At 39.9% G+C, this 18,170-nt stretch carries 16 protein-coding genes; 8 read left to right on the top strand and 8 right to left on the bottom strand.

Annotation, left to right across the window (positions count from 1 at the left end; translation table 11 throughout):
• Positions 1-24: 24 nt before the first annotated feature.
• The 6 genes from E0H82_RS11480 to plsB form a co-directional block, all read right to left on the bottom strand.
• Positions 25-561, bottom strand: a complete 537-nt coding sequence (locus E0H82_RS11480; RefSeq protein WP_131264915.1) for a DUF2058 domain-containing protein — start codon at positions 559-561, stop codon at positions 25-27.
• Positions 562-578: 17 nt separating this feature from the next.
• A complete protein-coding gene (locus tag E0H82_RS11475) occupies positions 579-1,247 on the bottom strand; it encodes a YoaK family protein (protein WP_131264913.1) in 669 nt (222 codons plus the stop codon).
• 52 nt (positions 1,248-1,299) lie between these two features.
• Positions 1,300-2,493 carry a serine/threonine transporter SstT gene (gene sstT / locus E0H82_RS11470; RefSeq protein WP_131264911.1) on the bottom strand — a complete coding sequence of 398 codons (1,194 nt, stop codon included), beginning with the start codon at positions 2,491-2,493 and terminating at the stop codon, positions 1,300-1,302.
• A 228-nt stretch (positions 2,494-2,721) separates the two neighbouring features.
• Positions 2,722-4,455 carry a SulP family inorganic anion transporter gene (locus E0H82_RS11465; RefSeq protein ID WP_131264909.1) on the bottom strand — a complete coding sequence of 578 codons (1,734 nt, stop codon included), beginning with the start codon at positions 4,453-4,455 and terminating at the stop codon, positions 2,722-2,724.
• Positions 4,456-4,533: 78 nt separating this feature from the next.
• The gene (locus E0H82_RS11460) at positions 4,534-4,854 is read right to left on the bottom strand and encodes an ArsR/SmtB family transcription factor (protein WP_016168045.1); all 321 of its coding nucleotides are present in this window, start codon (positions 4,852-4,854) and stop codon (positions 4,534-4,536) included.
• Positions 4,855-5,028: 174 nt separating this feature from the next.
• Complete coding sequence (plsB, locus tag E0H82_RS11455; protein WP_131264907.1) at positions 5,029-7,530, bottom strand: glycerol-3-phosphate 1-O-acyltransferase PlsB; 2,502 nt, start codon at positions 7,528-7,530, stop codon at positions 5,029-5,031.
• A 208-nt stretch (positions 7,531-7,738) separates the two neighbouring features.
• Between plsB and rutD the strand changes: the two genes are divergently transcribed.
• The 8 genes from rutD (at position 7,739) to cysK (ending at position 15,215) form a co-directional block, all read left to right on the top strand.
• The gene (gene rutD / locus E0H82_RS11450) at positions 7,739-8,554 is read left to right on the top strand and encodes a pyrimidine utilization protein D (protein WP_131264905.1); all 816 of its coding nucleotides are present in this window, start codon (positions 7,739-7,741) and stop codon (positions 8,552-8,554) included.
• A 340-nt stretch (positions 8,555-8,894) separates the two neighbouring features.
• Entirely contained in the window at positions 8,895-10,013 is a 1,119-nt protein-coding gene (gene rutA, locus E0H82_RS11445) for a pyrimidine utilization protein A (protein ID WP_131264903.1), read from the top strand.
• Positions 10,010-10,765, top strand: coding sequence for a pyrimidine utilization protein B (gene rutB / locus E0H82_RS11440; RefSeq protein WP_131264901.1), 756 nt, complete (start codon positions 10,010-10,012; stop codon positions 10,763-10,765). Before rutA ends, rutB begins: the two co-directional genes overlap by 4 nt.
• A gap of 15 nt (positions 10,766-10,780) precedes the next feature.
• Positions 10,781-11,170 carry a pyrimidine utilization protein C gene (rutC, locus tag E0H82_RS11435; RefSeq protein ID WP_131264899.1) on the top strand — a complete coding sequence of 130 codons (390 nt, stop codon included), beginning with the start codon at positions 10,781-10,783 and terminating at the stop codon, positions 11,168-11,170.
• 36 nt (positions 11,171-11,206) lie between these two features.
• Entirely contained in the window at positions 11,207-11,773 is a 567-nt protein-coding gene (gene rutF, locus E0H82_RS11430) for an NADH-dependent FMN reductase RutF (protein ID WP_131264897.1), read from the top strand.
• Positions 11,774-11,804: 31 nt separating this feature from the next.
• Positions 11,805-13,163 carry a pyrimidine utilization transport protein G gene (rutG, locus tag E0H82_RS11425; protein WP_131264895.1) on the top strand — a complete coding sequence of 453 codons (1,359 nt, stop codon included), beginning with the start codon at positions 11,805-11,807 and terminating at the stop codon, positions 13,161-13,163.
• A gap of 22 nt (positions 13,164-13,185) precedes the next feature.
• Entirely contained in the window at positions 13,186-14,061 is an 876-nt protein-coding gene (locus E0H82_RS11420; protein ID WP_131264893.1) for an NAD(P)-dependent oxidoreductase, read from the top strand.
• Between the two features lie 155 nt (positions 14,062-14,216).
• A complete protein-coding gene (gene cysK / locus E0H82_RS11415) occupies positions 14,217-15,215 on the top strand; it encodes a cysteine synthase A (RefSeq protein ID WP_131264891.1) in 999 nt (332 codons plus the stop codon).
• A 67-nt stretch (positions 15,216-15,282) separates the two neighbouring features.
• On the opposite strand, the gene E0H82_RS11410 is transcribed toward cysK, so the two are convergent.
• Together E0H82_RS11410 and E0H82_RS11405 are read right to left on the bottom strand one after the other, a co-directional pair.
• A complete protein-coding gene (locus E0H82_RS11410; protein ID WP_131264889.1) occupies positions 15,283-16,185 on the bottom strand; it encodes a hydroxymethylglutaryl-CoA lyase in 903 nt (300 codons plus the stop codon).
• Positions 16,182-18,170: an acetyl/propionyl/methylcrotonyl-CoA carboxylase subunit alpha gene (locus tag E0H82_RS11405; protein ID WP_131264887.1), complete on the bottom strand. Its 1,989-nt coding sequence runs from the start codon at positions 18,168-18,170 to the stop codon at positions 16,182-16,184. Before E0H82_RS11405 ends, E0H82_RS11410 begins: the two co-directional genes overlap by 4 nt.

Raw genomic sequence — 18,170 nt, 5'->3', positions numbered from 1 at the left:
TAAATGACGCCCTTTTGATTTTGATTACCACATTAAATCATCTGGAATAACATAAGCAGCATACGGATCTTCTTCATCTGTGACTTGCTCATTCTTTTCAGAATTGTTCACAATAATAAAGCCCGTCATTTTTTCATTAATACGATCTGCCAGTGCTTTAGGCAAATATGCATAACTGTCTTGATCTTTGGCAATGACTAAACTGCCAGATACTAATGCGTTATAGACTTGCTGCTGTAAATACACTTTTTTGATTTTGGTTTCATCAATAAATTGATAGACCACATCACCAGCAACATCTTTAATTTTATGTTGTTGAATCATTTGTACAATTGAAGCTTTTAATTCTTTCTCTTGTAAAATACTTTTCTTTTCTTGCTCAAGGGCTTGATCTTTTGCCATTTTCTCTTGTTTGTCTTGGGCAATTTTTGCTTTGATATCAGCATCGTCATTTTGTCCAGTGCGTTGCTCATGCACCGCCTGTTTAGACAGTTTTTTTGCCTTTTTGTTGTCTACCAGACCAGCTTTTAATAACTGTGCCTGTAAAGCATTTTTAACCATAATAAATTCCAAAAGGGTTAATGATGACGATATTGAAAGTAAATGATCCAGTACACCAGACTTAAGCAGAAACTTAAACCGACTGGAATGAGATACGCGTTTAATTTTAAATAAGGATAAATCAGGCTTGCAAGCAGTCCACCTAGCAGAAAGCCAAATAAAATGAGTAAATGTAAAATTATTCGCCGCCGCCCAACTTTTAAACCGATCAATCGGTAGCCTAAGGCAAGTCCTAAGTCAGTGAGAACACCAGATAAGTGGGTGGTACGAATAATAGTTCCCTTGTAATGACTGACCATTGCATTCTGGATTCCCATAGCCGCACAAGCCCACAATAAAGCATAACGCGGTAAATAGGGCAAAATGAGCCAACACAGTAGGATAAAGAGAGCAACTAGACTCAGTGGAACACCATAGCGTCGACCCAGTTGGAACGTGCTATTTCCAAGTATAAGTCCGCTATAGCAAGACCCCGCGACATAGCAGAGGATAACCAGAAAGAGATAGAGAATTGAAGCAGGATCCCAATGGACAATTGCCATCGATAACATACTCACATTTCCAGTCATATGAGAAACAGACTGGTGCAATACTGTCACCAGTCCGAGTACGTTAATCATGCCCGCATTAATTGCGAGGAAGAATGCCCCTAGTTGCATCCAAAACGGTAAAGTTTGAAATGGCATATCGCGATACAACCATCCAATAAATGTCTAAATTATTATTTATAAAATAATATTAACGTGACGCACGATCAACAGCTACAGTAAATAAAACATCTGTAGATGAGTTTAATGCAGTTTCAGTTGAGTCTTGTAGAACGCTAATGACCATACCAATAGCGACCACTTGCATTGCGATATCAGAAGAAATACCAAATAAACCACATGCAACTGGAATTAACAATAATGAACCACCCGCAACACCCGATGCACCACAAGCCGAAATTGAAGCCACAACAGATAAAATTATCATGGTTGTAAAATCAACTGAAATACCCAAAGTATGTACTGCTGCTAAAGTTAATACAGTAATGGTCACCGATGCACCAGCCATATTCACAGTAGCCCCTAAAGGAATGGCAACACTAGCTGTTGCTTCATTTACCTCTAAGCGTTTTGCCAAATCAAGGTTGACAGGAATATTGGCAGCAGAACTACGTGTAAAGAATGCGGTAATACCACTTTCACGTAAGCATTGGAATACAAGTGGGTAAGGATTTTGACGAGTTGTTAAAGCAACCAAAATTGGGTTAATCACCAACGCAACAAAGAACATTGTTCCAATCAAGACTGCTAAAAGCTGAGCGTATGCCGATAATGTTTTTAAACCAGAATCTGCAAAAGTTACAGCGACTAAACCAAAAATACCGACTGGTGCAAAGTTAATCACAATACGGATGACATGATTTACAGCATTTGCCGCATCTGCAATAAATACTTTGGTGCTGTCATGTGCGTGACGGAAGGCTAAACCAAGAGCAATCGCCCAAGCTAAAATACCAATAAAGTTGGCTTCGCTAATTGCTGTAACAGGGTTTGCAATAAAACTTAAAAGTAAATTCTTTAAAATCTCTGCCAAATTTCCTGGTGGTTGCAATTCCCCTTGTGCAGGAACGTCCAAAAATAAAGTACTTGGGAAAGCTAAGCTTGCAGCCACAGCACTGAACGCAGCTAGCAACATGCCCACTGCGTATAAGATCATAATTGGGCGAAGGTTTGCACTATGTCCAACTTTAAAATTGGAGATGGATGCCATAACCAATACAAAAACTAAAATAGGCGCAACAGATTTTAGGGCCTTAATAAATAGGTCACCTAAAAGGCTCAAATAAGGAGCAGCATTGGGGAACAAGAAGGCAACTGCCATCCCTAAAATAATGGCGATGATGATTCGCGTAACTAAACTTAAACGCGCAAAAGCTGAGAACATAGGTTGACCTTGTCAGTACTACGAGGGCAGAGGATAAAATTAAGTGTGCAATTCTATACCTAAAATTTAAAATGGATAAAATATATTTTGATATAAAAACTAACTTATTCTTTTTAAAGTTGATATTTTTTGATTTAAAACAAGGAAAAACCGAATTTTATTGCAAAAAATGCCTTTATGAAGGCAGCAAATCTGAAATAACAGCTTTGAAATTATTTACTTAGCTTTTCAAGTTAAACTTAAAAATTCTGGATTTAAAGCCTGAATGGCTTGGTAATGGGTTAAATGAATGCGTCCATCTAACTTCTCATAAAGTCGGGAATGAATGAGTTTATCCATTACAGGTCCCTTGACTTCGGAAAGGTGCAGTTGAATATTGAGTTTATGCAGTTCAGCATCTAATTCTTCTAATACTTCCAAGGCACTATAATCAATACTACTGACCCCAGAGCAGTTAACGACTACAAATTGCACATGTTTCTGTTCACTGACGGCATTAATAAAAAAGCTTTTGAAACTACTGGCATTTAAAAAGTTCAAACCTTCATCGATCCGCAAGGAAAGAATAGAGTCGACGGTTTTGACTGGATAGCGTTGTTGATTCCGAAAATGCTGAGTCCCTTCGACCAGTCCAATCACAGCCATATGCGGACGACTAATACGCCAGAGCATTAACAGAAAGGTTGAAATAACCCCTAAAATTAAACCTGTAGAAATATCGACGCAAATCACCCCAAAAAATGTAATCCACATGGCAATACCATCTGCTTTAGAATAATGCCATGTTTCAAAAAATGTTTTTAAATCAACCAGTTTCCAAATTGAAACTATAATTGTTGCAGCGAGAATAGCTAAAGGGAGGTTTTTAAAAAATCCTGTAAAAAATAAGCTGACAACGACAATAAAACAGGAAGATAAAATACCAGCCATCGGCGTTTTGGCACCAGCATCGGCATTTACGACGGTACGTGACAAACTTCCCGTGACTGGAAAGGCAGAACTTATACCTGCACTCAAGTTCGAAAGCCCTAATGCAATTAGCTCTTGATTAGTATTTAAAGCACTACGTTGCTGTAATGCTGTCGCTTGAGCAATTGAAAGCGATTCGACAAAACTAATCATGGCAATCATGCTTGCGCCAGGAAGAAGTTGTAATACCAAATCCCAATCCCAGTTCGGAATTTTTAAAGGTGGAAAGCCAGAGGGAATTTCACCTACTGTTTTAATCCCTACATTTTCAAGTTGTAAAACAGAAACCAAAGTAATAGACAAAACCACGAGCAGCAGCGGTATCGCTTTAATCAAAAATCCTGAAAATTTAAACCGTTGTTGGATATGACCTAAATTTAGCAATTTGGGTATATAAATTAAAAACAGCATGGCTGCCATGCCAAATAGCAAAGTACCTAAATGTGCATGCTTTACATTCTGATAAAAGCTGATGATTAGTTCAGGGATATTGTTTGATTGAAGGGGGATATCCAGTAAAAACTTGATTTGTCCCAAAGCAATAAGTAAAGCCGATGCAATAATAAAGCTATGGATAACAGGGTGGCTGATCAGTTGAATGAGAAAACCAAATTTGAAGATGCCCAATAAGAAAGAAATAATCCCCACCATCATTGCCAGTAAACAGGCTGCTTGAATATATGCTTCTGAACCTGCCTCAAAAAATGGCGTTAGTGTGGCAAAGGTCATCATCGAAATAATGGCCACAGGGCCAATCGAAAGTGTCGGACTACTGCCAAAGAATGCATAAACAATCATGGGCAACATGCTGGCATACAAGCCTGTAATTGGGGGTAAGCCTGCGAGCATTGCATATGCCATGCCTTGTGGCACCAGCATGGCAATTACAATGACGGCGGAAAGCAGATCAGATTTAAAGTTGGAAAAATTGTAATCTGCAAGCCAAGTAGAAGCTGGAAAATATTTTGAGTATGATTTCTTTGAATTAGACATAGACTGATCTAAAGCGCAACTTTAAATATATTATGCACAGAAATCACAACAAGAAAGGAAATAGAATAATGATTTTATTTAACTTAATACAGACTTGGTACAATACAGTTCATATAAAGTTTGCAGTACCTGTACTAATTTTTCATCTTTAATGGAATAAAAAATTTGTTTTCCATCACGGCGCGTACTAACAACATCACTTTTTCTTAACATCATGAGTTGCTGAGACAGCGTAGGCTGAGTAATTTGAGTGATTTGTTCAATTTGCGAAACATTCAGTTCTTGTTTTGCCAAATGACATAAAATAAGTAAACGATCCGTATTAGCAAGTGATTTTAAAATACTCACCACATGTTCAGCAGAATTTCGCATCGATGTAATTTCAAAATCATTTTCCATTGGTACGTCTCATTAAAATCAGCTCACTATTATAAGCGCACAATGTGCAGATTACATGTAGCTAAAATTTCAATCTAGATGGTTTTTAATGAAAACAATTATTAGATTTTCTTATAAGTAATCCTGATTACGGCATGCAATTTGATTAAAATTACATGCCGTAATTGATGGCACTTAACTTTTTTTAACTTTTACACTGTCATAAAAATGTTTAAGTTCTTTTTCATTAAATAGGCTTGCATGATCAAATGCATCTTGGTGATCTTGTGCATACCATGCTAAACGATGTTGCATCTGGGTCACAAAATCTGGCGCGAGTAATAGATGTTCGCGGGTAACCTCAGCAAGTCCCAACTTTTTCAAAGTCGTTAAATATCCTTTTAAAGTAGCACTGTCGAAATAGTAGCCTTGAGTAATGACTTTGTTTTGACTTAATTGCTGCAATGCTGCTTTTGCCATTTTCTCAAACACTTTTTCAGAGAAGGTTTGCGTATTTGCATATTGAGTAAATATGCTTTGCATGACAACGAAGTTATTTAAGCTATGCTCTGACAATGCTGCAAGCGTTTGTAATCCTGCGACATGGGCTGGCAATTGCACGACTTGTGTTGCATGGCGTTCAATCCATTGCGAATCCACAAAATGATCTAAAATAGTGTGGATCTGCGTTTCTACATCTTCTGGTTGCCATTTCAAAAAGAATTCTTCTTGAACAAATGGATATAAAGACTGTACCAATTGAATTAACTGAGAAACCTCAATTTTTTCATAATGTTGGATAATACGTGCAACCAGAGCCGGTAAAATAAAGCAATGCAGAATGTTATTGCTGAAATAGCTCAATAGAATTTTTTGGCTCTCTGCAACGCGCACCCATGTTTCTGAGTTTTGATGATGGATTTCAACTTGCTTTAACTTTAAGGCGTATTGAATGATTTCTGCACTAGAAAGTTCAGAAATAATCATTCGATCATCATAACGGTTGTGTTGCAGTAATTTCCGATACTGATCAAGCGCCGTAACTAAACTTGATTCAGTCAATTGATGTTCTGGCGCGTTCAGTAGAATTAAAGAAATGATGGAAATCGGGTTAATCACCACCGCTTTATTGATATTTTCTAAAATTGATTGTGCTGTTTGATCGACTGTATTAACCACTGAAGCAGGCAGTTTATCATTGAGTTTTAGTTTAATTTTTTCAGCATCTTGCTGTTTTAATACATCATCCAGAAAAACAGGCTCGCCAAAGTTAACGTACACTTGCCCAAAAACTTTCTCAATTTTACGCGCTGAACTTAAAATACCCCAAAGTGATTCGGCCTCTTTGGGCTTGCCACTGAGTTCATTTAAGTATGAAGTGCCTTCCAATAGTTTTTCATAGCCAAAATAAGTCGGAATAAAAACAATAGGTTTGGAATTTCCTCTTAAATGGCTTTGAATGGTCATCGACAACATGCCTTTTTTGGCTGGTAACAATAACCCTGTACGTGAACGTCCACCTTCAATAAAATATTCTAAAGGGGTATTACGCATTAGTAGACTATGTAAATACTCTTTAAATACAGAAGTATAAAGTTCATTGCCATTGAAACTTCGTCGAATAAAGTAAGCACCCGCACCACGGAACAATTGGCCGACAATTGGTAAATTCAGGTTAATGCCTGCTGCAATGTGCGGCACCATCAAACCACGGTTAAAAATCACATAAGACAACAAGAGGTAATCGATATGACTACGATGGCAGGGGGCATAAACAATTTCATAGTCCTGAGCCAACTCACGCACGGTATCAAAGTTATGAACTTCAATGCCATCGTAAAGTTGAGTCCATAGTTTGGTTAAAGCAAGATAGCCAAAGCGTAGCGTGGAATAGGAAAAGTCAGAGGCAATTTCAGTTAAATAGTGTCGTGCACGATGTTCAGCTTCAAACATACTGATATTTTCATCGATACTTTCTTTGCGAATAGCTTGTTTAACGCCATCGCTAATCAAAAGGTTATTAATGACATTACGACGGTCAGATAAGTCGGGTCCTAAAATTGCCTCTTTATATTTATTAAAATTAGCATTCAGTTCTTTCATTACATGATGTGCAGGCGAGAAATTAGGACTTAATTCCTTCGCCTCGGTTATTAACTTTCTTAAAGAAAGTGGCTTGTGAAATTCCAGATAATTTTCACGCCCATACAAGGAAATATTCATGGCTTGTTTGAGTGGCGATGGCGTTGACCATGCATCTGCAAACAAGGCTTTATACCAAGAATCCTCGTATTCAGGAGCACGTCCCCACAGCATAGTCACAGGAACTAAGTCGACATCCAATTCTGGATTTTTCTCTAAAACTTCAATTAAATGAATGAGTTTAGAAGGGTAATGCAATCCTTGTTTAAGATGGTTCTTTTCATTCAAAACTAAAATGGAATCTTCTTCTTGAACCGTTCCAATCTTTAAGGGCTGATAGACTGAAGGTAACTGTCTCTTTTGCGCTTCATTATCAATCAGTACGGTATTACTGAGAGAGGCATCTTGTAATACATAGCAAATAGGGGTGTCGGACGAAGCTGAATATTGCTGTTCCAGTTCAGAGGTCGTGCCTAATACTTGTGGACTCACCACTTTATTTAGAATTTTCTGTGTGAGTTGACGATAAAATTGGCGATAACCTTTATTGGACATTGTTATTCCTATGAACCATGTTTCGAGGATTATTTTGTTCAATGTTGTCTAAGAATACAAATGCTTTTGCTGCTAAATAGAACATAAAGCATGTAACAGATCGTATCCTTGAAGAAATACGACAATAAACAGCACATGAAGATGAAAGCGAATCGGCATATTTTTTGCTGAACTCTAGGAAACACATTTTTCTTAGAGGTCAATCATTATGCATTATCAGGTTTTTCCATCACAAAAAATATCCGCTGAATATATCATTTTATCGGCGGGTTTAGGTGGACATGGGCAGTTTTGGACACCGCAAATACAAGCACTACAACAACATTTTCATGTGGTGATTTATGATCAAGAGGGTTGCCATAAAAATGCGGTCATCCTTAATGAAGACTATAGTATGACCCACTTGGCCAAACAGGTCATGGATTTATTATCCATGTTGAACATTCAAGAATTCCATTTTGTTGGGCATGCTTTAGGGGGTTTTATTGGGGCGGAACTGGCTGTTTTACTTGAAAAATCTGAAAAAACCATGTTGTCTCTCTCAGTTGTAAATGGCTGGCAACAGTTAGATGCACATACACACAAGTGCTTTAGTACACGAATCGCCTTATTACAATATGCGGGTGTCGAAGCGTATGTCCGAGCACAGGCATTATTTTTATATCCTCCTGCATGGATTTCTGCACATATTTCAGATTTAGAAATTCAGGAAAATAAGCAGATCGAACAATTTCCGCCTTTGCTGAATGTCTTCACGCGTTTGAGTGCTTTAATGAGTTATGAACTGAAGGCTGAAACGATTTCGAGTTTAAATAAAATTCCAATGTATTTAATTGCGACTGAAGATGATTTTCTAGTTCCTTATCAGCAAAGTCATCATTTAAAACAACTATTTATGCATGCTGAATTAGATATTTTGCCACATGGGGCGCATGCAATAACTGTTACGCAACCTGAATTATTTAATCAACTACTATTAGAAAAATTGATCAAACAATCAGCTTTAAATTTAGCAGCAAGTTAACAAGCTTGGTTCATTTTCACCATCATATAGATTGATATAAATATTCAAAAAGGCACTGCTTGGTTCAGTGCCTTTTTATTTCATTTATTTTTCCATCTGGTCAAAAAAATGCACAAATTTAGATCATGAATCACAAAAAAAGTGCATGTGAAAAATAGTTAATTTACCCTTTGGTAAAATACGTAAATTTTATAATTATTTTAAATTATTGATATAAATAGAAAATATAAAGTTGGCACACTCCATGCACTCATAAAATTAAGAATATAAAAATTTATATCCCAGAAAATAACAGGGTATAGGTTTTGAGAAATTTCATAATTGAATGAGGATGTAACACATGAAAATAGGTGTCTTTTGCCCAATCGGGAACAATGGTTGGTTACTTTCTGAAAATGCTCCACAGTACATGCCGAGCTTTGAACTCAACAAAAAAATAGTACAACGTGCTGAGCATTATGGTTTCGATTTTGCCTTATCTATGATCAAACTGCGTGGCTTTGGTGGCAAAACTGAATTTTGGGATCATAACTTAGAAACCTTCACACTCATGGCGGGTTTAGCTGCGGTTACCAGCAAAATTAAAATTTATGCGACCGCAGCAACTTTGGTGATGCCACCTGCAATTGTTGCACGTATGGCTTCAACTATTGATTCTATTTCGAATGGTCGCTTTGGTTTAAATGTCGTGACAGGCTGGCAAGCGCCTGAATATACGCAAATGGGTATGTGGCCAGGTGATGAGTACTTTGGTAAGCGCTATGATTATTTATCTGAATATGTACAAATTCTTCGTGAACTGTGGGCTACAGGTAAGTCAGATTTCAAAGGCGAACATTTTGAAATGCAGGATTGTCGTGTTAGCCCAACCCCACAAGCAGATATGAAAATTATCTGTGCAGGTCAATCGGATACAGGGCTCGCATTTTCTGCACAATATGCGGATTACAACTTTGTCTTTGGGAAAGGTTTAAACACACCAACCGCTTATGCAGAAATCAATGATCGCTTAAAAGCACATACGGATAAAACAGGACGGGATGTTCAGACTTATGTGCTGTTTATGGTGATTGCCGCTGAAACTGACGAAGAAGCATTGGCAAAATGGCAAAGCTATAACGATGGCGCAGACATGGAAGCAATTAACTGGTTGATGAATCAAGGCGGCAAAGACACCACTTCAGGAACCGATACCAATATTCGTCAAATGGCATCGAGCGTATCTCCCGTCAATATCAACATGGGCACTTTGGTCGGTTCTTATGAAAAAGTCGCAGCCATGTTGGATGAAATTGGTGACATTAAAGGCACAGAAGGCATTTTATTGACCTTTGATGATTTCGTTCAGGGTGTGGAAGATTTTGGTCAAAAAATTCAACCGCTTATGCAATGCCGTCAACACATTGTAACGGATCTTACACAACAAGCACCTGTAACTGTTTTGGAGAAATCAGCATGAGCCAAATCCATACACATACAGTCATCAGTGATTTTACCGAAGCCACAGGTCAAGGCAAAACCTTAAAAGCAGAACCTGAAAATATTCAGTTTGCGCCTGAGCAAACTGCCTTAATCGTCATTGATATGCAGAATGCCTATACTTCAATGGGTGGCTATCTGGATTTAGCCGGTTTTGATATTTCAGCGACCCAACCTGTGGTGCAGAATATTAAAAAAGCAGTTGAAGCAGCACATGCAGCCAATATTCAGGTGATTTACTTTAAAAACGGCTGGGATAATCAATATGTGGAAGCGGGAGGACGTGGTTCACCAAATTTTCATAAATCCAATGCGTTGAAAACCATGCGTAAACAACCCGAACTACAAGGCAAATTATTGGCAAAGGGCGGTTGGGATTTCGAACTGATCGATGAGTTACAACCTTTAGCCCAAGATATCGTGATTGAAAAACCTCGTTACAGCGGTTTCTTTAATACCGCATTAGATAGCATGTTACGTGCACGAGGAATTCGTAATTTGGTTTTCGTGGGTATTGCGACCAATGTTTGCGTGGAATCGACCTTAAGAGATGGTTTTTTCCTTGAGTACTTTGGGGTGGCATTAAAAGATGCGTGTTATCAGGCGGGTTCAGCAGAAATTCAAGCTGCAAGCCTCTACAACATCAAAACCTTTTTTGGTTGGGTGTCCGATACAGAAAGCTTTGTAGACACTTTTGTTCCCAATATTGACCAACTTGCCAAATCTGCCTAATACGGAGCGATCACCATGCCTAAACAAGTCATTATTCCAGCAGGAACATCAAAACCATTAGCACCCTATGTTCCAGCCACCCAAGCAGACAATATCGTCTATGTCTCAGGCACATTGGCTTTTGATGAAAATAACAATGTGGTTCATGTGGGAGATGCGGCTGCACAGACCCGACATATTTTAGAAACCATTCAAAAGGTATTAAAGGAAGCGGGTGGTAGTTTGGAAGATGTGACCTTCAACCATGTTTTTGTTAAAGATTGGGCGGATTATGCCGCGATTAATCAAGTCTATGCCGAGTATTTCCCGGGAGATAAACCTGCACGCTACTGCATTCAGGTCGGTTTGGTTAAACCTGATGCTTTAGTTGAAATTGCCAGTGTTGCTCATGTCGTTACCGTTTAATTGGTCGCGAGATTAGAACCCAACAGGAGAACAAAAATGAATGCTGAATTGCTTAAGAGCTTAATCAAAGAAGAATGTTTACAAAAAATCTATAATACGCAAAAAACTACACATATCGAAGTCGATCAAAAAGCCTTCCGCGAAGGCATGTCAAATCTGGGGGCAGCAGTCAATGTGATTACGACTTCTGGACCAGCAGGCGTCGCAGGCTTTACTGCCTCTGCCGTATGTAGCGTGACAGATACACCACCTACGTTGTTGGTGTGTCTTAATCGTTCTGCATCTGTATTTGAGACTTTTAAGACCAATAAAGTGTTATGTGTTAACACTTTGGCTTCTCATCAAATGACTCTTTCCAATGTTTTTGGTGGCAAAACGCCAATGCCTGAACGCTTTGCTGCGGGTCAGTGGGAAACGTTGGCTACGCAGGCGCCTGTTTTACAGGACGCCTTGATTAGTTTTGACTGTGAAATTGTGCAAAGCATGAGTGTGGGGAGTCATGATGTTTTGTTCTGTCGGGTCAAAGCTATTCAACACACTCAGGGCTTAAATGCGCTAATGTATTTTAACCGTGCTTATTGTGAACCACACCGTATGTGCTAAAAACACACCTTAAAAGAAGGAGGGGAAACCCATGCAAGAAAAACAATCGTGGTTTCCGAAATTTAAGCCTTATCAAGGCGACTTAGATACAACACCTGTTCAAATTGATGAATATCTTCCAGTAGGACGCAGTATCGTTCTAGGCTTGCAACATGCTTTTGCCATGTTTGGAGCAACGGTACTGGCACCGTTGCTGATGGGGTTCGATCCTAACTTAACCATCTTCATTACGGGGATAGGCACGATTTTATTCTTCCTGATGACGGGTGGTCGTATGCCAAGTTATCTGGGGTCAAGTTTTGCCTTTATTGGAGCTGTCGCGGCCGCAACAGGTTACGCTGGTGCAGGTTCAAATCCGAACATCGCTTTAGCCCTTGGGGGAACAATAGCTTGTGGTTTGGTGTATGCAGGTATTGGCCTTGTGGTAATGAAGACGGGAACAGGTTGGATCGAAAAGTTGATGCCGCCGATTGTCACAGGTGCCATTGTCATGATCATTGGTTTGAACCTTGCACCCATTACCATTAAAAGTGTATCGACCAATACATTTGATACGTGGATGGCGGTAATTACCATTGTTTGTATTAGTGCGGTTGCGGTGTTTACACGTGGTATGGTGCGTCGCTTGTTGTTACTGATTGGGCTGTGTTCTGCTTATTTTGTGTACTTCTTGCTTGCCAATGTCATGGGTTTCGGTAAACCTATTGATTTCTCAATTATTGGCAATGCTGCATGGTTTGGATTACCGACGTTCCATGCACCCGTCTTTAACGCAAATGCCATGTTATTGATTGCACCTGTGGCGATTATTTTAGTGGCGGAAAACTTGGGACATTTCAAAGCAGTTTCAGCCATGACAGGGAAAAACCTGTCGCCGTATATGGGACGTGCATTTTTCGCAGATGGTATATGTACCTCTTTATCTGCTTCAGTTGGCGGTACAGGCATGACCACCTATGCAGAAAATATTGGCGTAATGGCAGTCACCAAAGTCTATTCAACCACTATTTTTGTAGTCGCAGGGATCTTCGCTATTTTACTTGGTTTATCACCAAAATTTGGCGCCGTGATTAGCACCATTCCTGTTGCATTGTTAGGTGGAGCATCCATCGTTGTATTCGGGTTGATTACCGTAGCTGGAGCAAAAATCTGGGTCGATAACAAAGTAGATTTTACCCAAAACAGCACCTTAATTATTGCAGCCGTGAGTTTAATTATGGGCGCAGGCAACTTCAGTTTACACATCGGTTCATTTGACTTGGGCGGTATTGGTACTGCAACACTGGCAGCAATTCTACTCAATCTCTTCTTAAACCGTGGTGAAGAGACTGTAGCAAAAGTTCAAAGTGTGGAAAGTGAAGCGAACAACAGCGTTGTGCAAGGTTCTTAATGAACCTGAATGGAGAGATCAATTGAGTCAAAGTATTGCTTTTATTGGATTGGGTGCGATGGGTTGGCATATGGCTTCCCATCTTCCTAAGCTCGGTTTACCTGTGTATGTCTGGAATAGAACGACCGAAAAAGCCGAACAGCATGCACAGCAATTTGCTACGCAAGCCGTAAGTTTGGAACACGCCGTACAAGCCGATTTTATTATTTCCTGTTTGCCGACCAGTGCGGATGTTGAACAGCTTATTGCACAATATCCTCCTAAAGCGGGCAGTATCTGGATTGACTGTACCAGCGGTGTGCCAGATTCAGCACGCAAGTTATCTCAGCAGCTTGGGCAAAATCAGGTTACTTATTTAGATGCACCTGTTTCGGGCCAAACGATTGGTGCGGAACGGGGAACCTTAACCGTGATGTTGGGTGGAGATGAGCAAGCCTACCAACGCGCGTTACCGATCATTTCTGCATTTTCAGGCTTGGTTGAATATGTTGGAGATAGTGGTTCAGGTTTTGCGGTGAAAGCAGTGAATAATGTGTTGATGGCCACCCATTTGTGGGCTTTGGCGGAGGGATTAACTATTCTTAAACAACAGCAAGTTGATGTTAGGGCTGCCTTAAACTGTATTAATCATTCCAGTGGTAAAAGTACGGTGTCTGATTCGATCATGGCGCAGAAGGTGTTGAACCGTAGTTTTCCTAAAACCTTTGCCTTGAATTTATTGCAAAAAGATATTGGCATAGGCTTAGATTTAGCACAACAGCAAAATTCAAACGTGCCAATTTTTGAAAGTATTCAAGCGTTGTTTAAAGAAACTCCAACAGCGCAAGCCGAGCAGATGGATTTTACCGCGGCTGTGTCTGTACTCGAACAATGGAACCAAACGACATTAGAAGCCTAAAGTTGAAATGGCATAAGGACATGCCAAAATCTTCATCGTGAAATAGATGCATTAAAAGAGAAATCAACAGAAATTTTCAACTGTATTCTGTATTTGCTAAAAATTGGTTGTATGATGATTTAGTTATAAATAGTGAATAAACTTAGGGATATAACATGACGACTGATTCAGCCTTTCCAACACCCAATAATTTAGGGATTGCAGTTTATAGTAACAATGCAGAAGCGATTGGTAATACACCATTAGTACGCATTAATCGCGTTATTTCTGGTGGCGCGAATGTGTTTGCCAAAGTTGAAAGCCGAAACCCTGCTTTTTCAGTGAAATGCCGTATTGGTGTGGCACTGATTGCAGATGCAGAAAAACGTGGCGTATTAAAAGCGGGCATGCATATTGTAGAACCGACCAGTGGTAATACGGGTATTGCTTTAGCATTTGTTGCTGCGGCAAAAGGTTATGACATTACTTTAACCATGCCAGCGAGCATGAGTATTGAACGCCGTAAAGTGTTAAAAGCATTGGGTGCAAACTTAGTATTGACCGAGCCAGCTAAAGGTATGAAAGGTGCTATAGATGAAGCTGTACGTTTAGCGGCTGAGCAGCCAGAGCTTTATTTCCTCCCGCAACAATTTGAAAATCCTGCAAACCCACAAATTCATGAAGATACAACGGGTCCTGAAATTTGGACAGCAACCAATGGTCAGGTCGATATTTTAGTTGCAGGTGTCGGTACAGGTGGCACAATTTCAGGAATTTCACGATTCTTTAAAAAAGTAAAAAACCAAGCATTGTATTCAGTTGCGGTAGAACCTGCTGAATCTGCAATTATTGGACAAACCAAACGTGGTGAAGCGATTACTCCTGCACCGCATAAGATTCAAGGCATTGGGGCAAACTTTATTCCGAAGAACTTAGACCTTGATTTGGTGGATGAGGTTGTGGCAATTACCAGTCAAGATGCAATTGATTGGGCGCGTAAAATTGCGACTCAAGAAGGGATTTTAGTGGGTATTTCAAGTGGTGCAGCGATGGCAGCAGCAGCACAATTGGCAGCGCGTCCTGAAAATGCTGGCAAAAACATTGTGGTGATTTTACCTGACAGCGGTGAACGCTATCTATCTTCAGTTCTGTTTGAAGATATTTCTGCTGATTAAGTTGGTTTGATCTAAATGAAACGTAAATCAGCCGCTGTATAAGTGGCTGATTTATAGGTTATATTTGTTAAGCACAACGCGTTTGTAAATAGGCATTAGCATAATTTGATGGATTTTGACGGTCTAAACGTTGACTAATGTTTTGACTGGCTTGCATCAATGCTTCAACATCAATGCCAGTTTCAAAGCCCATACCATTGAGTAAATACAACAAATCTTCGGTACTGACGTTACCCGAAGCGCCTTTGGCATAAGGACAACCACCTAAACCCGCAATTGAAGAATCAAAAACACGAATGCCTTGTTCTAAGGATTGGTAAATATTGGCAATGGCCATGCCGTAGGTGTTGTGAAAATGTCCTGCCATGAATTGAGCATCTAATTCGCTTAAACAAGCTTCCCACATGTTTTTGACACGGTTGGGGGTTGCTGTACCGATGGTTTCACCCATAGAGACTTCATAACAGCCCATATCAAATAAACGGGTGACAACTTTGCTGACTTGTTTCGGATCAATCGCACCTTCATAAGGGCAATCAACCACGCAAGACACATAACCACGAACTTTTATGTCATGTTCTTTGGCTGCTTTTAGGATGTCGGCAAATTTTTCAAAGCTTTCATCAATGGAACAATTAATGTTTTTTTGCGTGAAGCTTTCAGAAGCTGCGGTAAACACCGCAACCTCTTTACAACCGACAGCCAAAGCAGATTCAAAACCCTTCATATTTGGCGTGAGCAAACTGAATTGAACATTCGGGTCCTTGGGCAATTGAGCATAGAGTTCATCACTCAATGCCATTTGTGGCACCCACTTCGGAGACACACAAGAACCGACTTCAATGGCTGTAAGTCCAGTTTGCATTAAATCCAGAATCAGGTGTTTCCGATCTTGAAGGGTGAGTGAGGTTTTCTCATTCTGCAAACCGTCACGTGGACCGACTTCGACAATTTTTACAAATTCAGTCATGCCACTTCCTCTGCTAAAGCTTGAAATTCAACCAGTTCATCACCTGCTTTGACTTGATCACCGGGTTGGAAGTAGGCCGAAGTAATCACACCATCGCGTGGAGCACGAATGGCGTATTCAATCTTCATGGCTTCTAAAGTGAGTAAGATGTCATCTTTTTTCACTTGTGAATTAGCTTCTACCAAGACTTGAGTAATCACGCCCGGCATTGGCGCTTTCAGATTGCCCTCATTTTGTTGAGTATCATCATGACCATAGTTTGGACGCATATAGGCAAACTTGTGCGTTTGACCATCTTTGAAAATGGTTAAGTGGTCTGCATCTACACTAAAGGCTAATTTCGATTGTTTGCCATTCAGATTGAGCTGACCTGAATGAGCATCAAGCAGTTGCCCTTGAATTGGGTATTCCTGACCTTGATAGTGTGCAACAAAGCCATTCTTAATCGCTGTAAAACGAACTTCTATGCTGTGTTGATTGAGCTGCAATTTAACGCTGTATTGTGTAGTGACATTGACACGCCAAAACGGTGCTGATGACCACACAGAATTCGCATTTTGCTGCTGATGAAAGCGTTTTAATAATTCAATAAATGCGGCAGAAACAATGGTTTCATCTGAAGCTGTTTCTGCATTCATTAAGAAAGCATCTTCACGTTGGATTAGGTTGGTATCCAGTTTGGCATTTTTAAATGAATCACAACGGATAATACGGTCTAAGAAGGCAATGTTATTGCCTAAACCTTCGACATGAAACTGACTTAAGGCATGGTGCATTTGAACCAATGCTGCTTCACGGTTTTCGCCCCAAACAATTAGCTTGGCAATCATTGGGTCGTAGAACGTGGTAATTTCATCGCCTTCAACAATTCCGCTATCCACACGTACATGCTGATTTTGATTTGGATAATGTAAATAACTAATTTGACCAATCGCAGGAAGGAAGCCTTTTTCAGGTTCTTCTGCATAAACCCGCGCTTCAATCGCATGACCATGAATGTGTAATTCATGTTGTTGCTTTGGTAAGGGTTCACCATAAGCCACGCGTAATTGCCACTCGACCAAGTCTTGTCCTGTGATCATTTCAGTTACAGGATGTTCTACTTGTAGGCGAGTATTCATTTCCATGAAATACGCCGTACCATCTTGTTCCACAATGAATTCCACTGTACCCGCACCAACATAATCTACTGCACGTGCAGCATCAATTGCAGCTTGGCGCATCGCCTCCAGTTTATGTTGTGGCATCAGTGGCGCAGGTGCTTCTTCCAGTACTTTCTGATGGCGACGTTGTACTGAACAATCACGTTCGAATAGGTGCACATAATTACCGTGGGTATCACCAAAAACTTGTACTTCAATATGGCGCGGTTGTATCACATAGCGTTCAATTAACACGTCATCATTGGCGAAACTCGATTTTGCTTCACTTTTACAAGATGCAAGTGAACTTAAAAAATCAGCTTCGCGTTCAACCAAACGCATCCCTTTACCACCACCGCCAGCACTGGCTTTAATTAACACTGGATAGCCAATTTGATCTGCTTGCTGTTTTAGGAAAGCTGCATCTTGATTGGTGCCATGATAACCCGGAGTTAAGGGCACACCAGCTTTTTCCATTAAAGCTTTAGAGGTCGCTTTTAGACCCATAGCTAAAATGGCAGCAACAGGAGGACCAATAAAGGTAATGTTGTTTTTTTCACAAGCTTCTGCAAACTGGTCATTTTCAGATAAAAAACCATAACCCGGATGAATCGCTTGTGCCCCTGTAGTTAGAGCTGCTTGAATAATACGATCAATCTGTAAATAGCTTTGAGAAGCAGGGGATTCACCAATATAAATGGCTTCGTCTGCTTGTTTGACATGTTGTGATTGAGCATCGGCATCTGAATAGACGGCAACTGTCGCAATGCCCATTTTTTTCGCAGTGCGAATAACACGACAGGCAATTTCACCACGGTTTGCAATTAGAATTTTTTCAAACAT

This window comes from Acinetobacter sp. ANC 4910 (genome assembly GCF_004331035.1).
Lineage (GTDB): Bacteria > Pseudomonadota > Gammaproteobacteria > Pseudomonadales > Moraxellaceae > Acinetobacter.
This window is presented reverse-complemented; position numbering and strand designations above follow the sequence as displayed.